Source organism: Gordonia sp. NPDC058843, assembly GCF_042743165.1.
Classification (GTDB): Bacteria; Actinomycetota; Actinomycetes; order Mycobacteriales; family Mycobacteriaceae; genus Gordonia.
On the sequence record NZ_JBHYNC010000081.1, the window covers coordinates 2230 to 7910 of the forward strand.

A 5681-nucleotide genomic window follows, 5' to 3' on the forward strand; every position below is an offset into this window, starting at 1 on the left:
GCGGTGCCGCAAACCCGGACCCCGCGGCCGCGTTGTACAACCCCCTCTGGGCCCCCCCCCTCGTTATCCACCGGCCGGGGGCCTGCCCCCACCCGGGGCCCCGGGTCCGGGCGACCGTCAACGGAGCGACTGTGCCGCAGTGGGTTCCGTTGAGGATCGAGGAGGGTGACGTTCTCGACATCGGCTCGATCGGCGCCCTGGGCATGCGGGCGTATCTCGCGGTGTCGGGTGGGCTCGACGCCGCCGATCATCTCGGGAGCAGGTCCACCTTCACCATGGGCCGGTTCGGCGGACTCGATGGGCGGGCGCTGGTCGCCGGCGACCGTCTAGAACTGCTGGATGGTCCGGTCGGCGCGCCGCGTCGGATCCTCGGCGACGAGCAGCCGGCTTTCACCAACGCATGGCAACTGGCGGTGACCGTGGGACCCCACGGGGCTCCGGAGTTCTTCACCGACGAGGACATCGCCGACCTGTTCGCGACCGACTACGAGGTGCACTTCAACTCAGACCGGACCGGCATCCGTCTGATCGGGCCCCAACCCCGTTGGGCGCGCAATGACGGCGGTGAGGCCGGGCTGCATCCGTCGAACATCCACGACACCGCGTACTCCGTCGGCGCGCTCGACTTCACCGGGGACACGCCCATCCTGCTCGGCCCCGACGGCCCGAGCCTCGGTGGATTCGTCTGTCCGGTCACGGTGACGACCGCGCAGCGCTGGAAGCTCGGCCAGCTGAAGCCGGGCGACACGATCCGATTCGTGGCGGTACGAGGCGATCGGGCCGCGTCGCCCTCCGAGCTCGGCCTGGGCCGGCGGGCCAGCTTCGTCGACGTCTTGTCGTCGGGTGGCGATGCCGACAACGGCATCCTGGGCACCACGACGACTGCCGACGGATCGACCTCGGTCACCTATCGCCGGTCCGGCGACGACAACATCCTGGTGGAGTACGGCGAGATGCAGCTCGACCTGGCCCTGCGCGCACGGGTGCACGCTCTCGGTGAACGGATCGCCGCCGAGAAGCCGCGCGGGCTCATCGATCTCACCCCGGGTATCCGGTCCCTGCAGGTGAAGGCCGATCCCGACGTGTGGTCGCAGGCGCGGATGCTGGAGTGGCTGACCGAATGCGAGAGCCAGCTCCCGGCGGCCGAGGACCTCGTGGTGCCGAGCCGCACGGTGCACCTGCCCCTGTCGTGGGACGACCCGGCAACCCGTGAGGCGATCGAGCGGTACATGCTGGGCGTCCGATCGGATGCACCGTGGTGCCCGTGGAACATCGAGTTCATCCGGCGCATGAACGGACTGGACTCGGTCGACGAGGTGTACCGCACGGTCTTCGACGCAAGCTACCTGGTACTCGGCCTCGGAGACGTCTATCTCGGTGCACCGGTGGCCGTTCCGCTGGATCCGCGGCATCGCCTCGTCACGACCAAGTACAACCCCGCCCGCACCTGGACACCGGAGAACGCGGTCGGTATCGGTGGCGCGTATCTCTGCATCTACGGCATGGAGGGTCCGGGCGGTTATCAGTTCGTCGGCCGGACAACACAGGTGTGGAATCACCGGCATCCGCTGCCGGCGCCGGGATTCGACCCCGAACATCCCTGGCTCCTCCGGTTCTTCGACCGAATCCACTGGTACCCGGTGAGTTCGGCGGAGCTCCTCGACATGCGGGCCGACGTCGCGGCCGGGCGTGGGGACAGCACGAAGATCGTCGACGGCGAGTTCTCGCTGGCCGCGCACCAGAGCTTCCTCGACGAGCACGCCGCCGACATCGCGACCCGGCGGGCGACGATGGAGGTCGCTCGTGCGGAAGAGCGTGAACGGTGGTCGCTACAGGGGGAATTCGCCGCGAAAGCGGTGGGGGCGAGCCTCGCCGATGCCGGGGCCGCGGGGATCGCAGACGAGAAGGAGCGCGTGGCATGAGCCGGATCGACGAGGTGTACGCGCGGATTGCCGAGGCAGACCGTTCAGAGGTGTTCATCACGCTGCGGCCCCAGGCCGACGTGGCGGCCGACTACGAGCGGTCTGTCGCCGACGGCGGTCCGCTGGCCGGTGTACTCCTCGCCGTCAAGGACAACGTCGACGTCCACGGTCTCCCGACCACCGCGGGGTGTCCCGGTTTCGCGTTCGCCCCCGAGTCCGATGCCCCAACGGTGGCCGCGTTGCGTGCCGCCGGCGCAGTGGTGGTGGGCAAGACGAACCTCGACCAGTTCGCCACCGGTCTGGTCGGTACCCGCAGTCCCTATGGGGCGGTTCGGGATTCGCGGCGGCCGGACCGGATCTCGGGCGGATCCAGTTCCGGATCGGCCGTGGCGGTCGCCCTCGGTTTCGCCGACATCGCAATCGGAACCGACACCGCCGGGTCGGGCCGGGTGCCGGCCGCGCTGCAGGGCATCGTCGGCATCAAGCCGACCGTCGGCGTGGTCTCCACCGCGGGAGTCGTGCCCGCCTGTGCGAGCTACGACGTGGTCACCGTCTTCGCCGCCGACCTGGCGCTGGCCGACCGATCGATGGCGGTGATGGCCGAAGCCGTTGGCCCGAGGCCGTTCCCGGAATCCCGACCCTGTGCCGCGCAGGAGCGCCCGGTCGTGGCCGTGCCCACCGAACTGCCCGGCCTGGACGACCGGTGGCGGGCCGCTTTCGGCGAAGCGGTGCACCGCGCCGAAGCGGCGGGGTTCACGATCAAGACCATCGACCTGTCACCGTTCCTCGAGGCCGCCAGGCTCCTCTACGACGACGCGCTCGTCGCCGAGCGGTACGACGCGGTGGGGGACTACCTGGATTCCGTCGCGGACCCCGTCGCCGCCGGGCTCGATCCGACCGTGTCGGCGATCATCGGTGCGGCGAACAGGTTCTCGGCCGTCGACCTGTTGCGGGCCCATCGTCGTCTCGCGGACCTGCGCGCCGAGGCGATGGAGCAGTGGGGTGATGCGTCGGTCCTGATGGTGCCGACCGCGCCCACGCATCCCACGCTCGCCGAAGTGGCCGCGGATCCGGTGGGCGTCAACTCACGGATGGGCATCTACACGAACTTCTGCAACCTCTTCGACCTGTGTGGGCTCGCGGTACCCGCCGGGACAGTCGGCGAAGAGGGCAGCGGCACAGCGCAGTTCGGCATCACATTCCTCGGCCTCGGACATACCGACGCCGTGCTCGTCGATGTGGCACGTCGCTTTCTCGGCGACGACGCGGTGGCGCCCTCGTGGGCTGAGCGCGACGACGCGGTCGAGCTCGCGGTGTTCGGGGCACACATGCGGGGCGGTCCGCTGACCCACGAGCTCAGCGACCGCGGCGCCCGATGGTCGGGCGAGGTCACCACGACCCCGTCGTACCGCCTGGTCGCGCTCGATACGACGCCGCCGAAGCCGGGGTTGATCCGCGATCCGGTTGCCGCCCGCGCGATCCGGGGTGAGGTGTGGACGCTGTCTCCGGCCGCGCTCGGCGGCTTCCTGGCCGCCCTTCCCGAACCGATGATGCTCGGCAAGGTCGAGATCGCCGCCGGCGAGACCGGCCCCACCCGCTGGATCGTCGGCTTCGGTTGTGCCGCCGATGCCGGTGCCGCGGGGGAGCGCCTCGACCGGGACCGCTGGTAGGTGCGCCGGCGGCGTCGTCCCCCGACGGAAACGACCGCGCATGAGCGGGATTCGACATCGAGAGTTCAGGCAGCCGAACTCGTCTGTGCCGGAACTCGTCTCGCATCCCATCCTGGACGCCTGACCAGAACGGCCGTTTCGTGCCATTTCCCCCGATCAGCTACCGGGTTGCCGACCGTGATGATTCACTTACTGAGCTCGGGAGGTCGGGGAGAAGAGAGTTGGACGGATGACCAGGGTGGGGCGCAACGGAATCCAGCGATCTGAGAAGGTCGCTCGACGCGAGAACCGGAAGCAACGACGGCAGCACCGCGCGATCGCGGGGGCGGCCGCGCTGGCCACTGTTGCTGCGATCGGCGCGGGGCAGGTGGCGGAACCGGCGGTCGCCGAGGCGTCACCGATCAGCGATGCCGTCAACAGTTTCACCAACCTCCAGAATCAGTACGGAACCAACCCGCTGGGGTCGTTGCTCGCGGACCTGAGCAACGACGGTCTGGCGGAGGTGGTCGAGGCATGGCGTATCGAGATGTGCGCCTCGGGTGCATCGAACGGAGAAGCGGACTGCTCCGGATCGAGTACGGATATGGGCGGCTTCGGGGTTGCGGTCGTGATGCCGGGAAGCCTTGAACTCGTCCCGGTAGGCATATACGGCACTGTGCAGGATGCCTACGCGGCGATACCTTCGTGGGTCAAGGATGCCGCCAATATCATCCTCGTCCCGCTCTTCGGCTCCGGGCTGCCGGACTCGATTGAGGATGAGCCGACGACGGAAGGCACGTCGACGGTGATCGGCAACGGCTTTCAATTTGCGATGGCTTATCGGAATGGCGACGCTACGGCAGTCTCGTATCTGCCGGTCAGTTTGGCCACCGCAGGCGCGAGCGACGGTCGCAAAGCATTCTCGTTCGCGGTCATCGGGACTGCCCACGCTTGGAATACTGATCCACTCGACGTGACACTTCTCGGCAACAAGGTTGCCCAGATCCCAGGAGTGAAGGGGGTCGGTTGCTACGGCGGCTTGACCGCTGCCCACGCCGATGGAGTCGGCGCCTGCGCAAACGTGGCAGGAACGTTCGACTTCCGGTGGAAGCAACCCAATGGTGAGGTTCAATTCGGACTGACGGATCCGACCGCGCTGCTAGCGGACCCGGGCGGTGTGCTCGGCGATGCCGGCGGTGAAGTCCTGAGCGGCCTCGTATCTGCGCTCCTCGGTGGCGAGGACATCGACTTCGACAGCGACTGGTTCTCCCTCTCCAAAGACTTCGCACGCCTGAGCATCGGCGGTGACCACGATCTGTTCAGCGGGAACTTCCTCCGGCTGACCAGCGATTACGGTTTCACCGGTCCGATCACGGTCGACTGGCTGGGTTCCAAGGTCACCTTCCGCCCGCTGGTCGAGGTGAACGGTGAACTCCGGCCGAACCGCCTGGGACTGCCGGTCATCGAGTTCGGGCAGCTCGACACCGGTGAGCTCGTCCCGGTCATCCGCATCCCGGCTTACGAGCTCCCGTTCGGTCTGCCTGCGAGCGATCCGATCGACACCGGAGCGTCGAACATCCCGGCGCGCGCGAGCCTTTCGTCCGATGCCGCGTCGGTGGAGCAGTCCGCCACCACGGCCCTCGACACGTCCGAGGTCACCACCGGCGACGAGACCGATGTGGCCGAGAGCTACGTCGGCAAGCACCGCTCGGCGGAGGACAGCTACGTCGGGAAGCACCGCGCGCCGGGGACTTCTGACGACAGCGGATCCGGCGGTTCGGACTCCGATGACTCCGACGCGCCTGATTCGGAGACCCCGGACACCGGCATCCCGGATTCGGACGGTGCAGACTCCGGTGCCGCTGATCCGGACACCGCTGATTCCGGCGACGCCGACACCGGGAGTGGTTCGGACTCGAACGAGGATTCCGGAGATGCCGCGGCCTGATCCGAATTAACCGCATAACCCCTGCTCCCTAATCCGAAAGAACCACAGAGCCGCTGGTTCGCTCTGCTCCCTAATCCGAAAGAACCGCATAACCCCTGCTCCCTGAGGTGCGAGGAGCGCAAGCCGCCGGGCCGAGCAAGCGACGAAGGAGCGCGTCGAGGT

General features: G+C 68.2%; 3 protein-coding genes. All 3 read left to right on the forward strand.

What is annotated here, in order from left to right; all coding sequences use genetic code 11:
* The coding region (locus ACFW3F_RS25395; RefSeq protein ID WP_388062466.1) for a carboxyltransferase domain-containing protein at nucleotides 1-1922 on the forward strand (1922 nt) is incomplete at its 5' end.
* Entirely contained in the window at nucleotides 1919-3592 is a 1674-nt protein-coding gene (gene atzF / locus ACFW3F_RS25400) for an allophanate hydrolase (protein ID WP_388062468.1), read from the forward strand. The genes ACFW3F_RS25395 and atzF, both read left to right, overlap by 4 nt.
* A gap of 229 nt (nucleotides 3593-3821) precedes the next feature.
* Complete coding sequence (locus tag ACFW3F_RS25405; RefSeq protein WP_388062470.1) at nucleotides 3822-5519, forward strand: hypothetical protein; 1698 nt, start codon at nucleotides 3822-3824, stop codon at nucleotides 5517-5519.
* Nucleotides 5520-5681 lie beyond the last annotated feature (162 nt).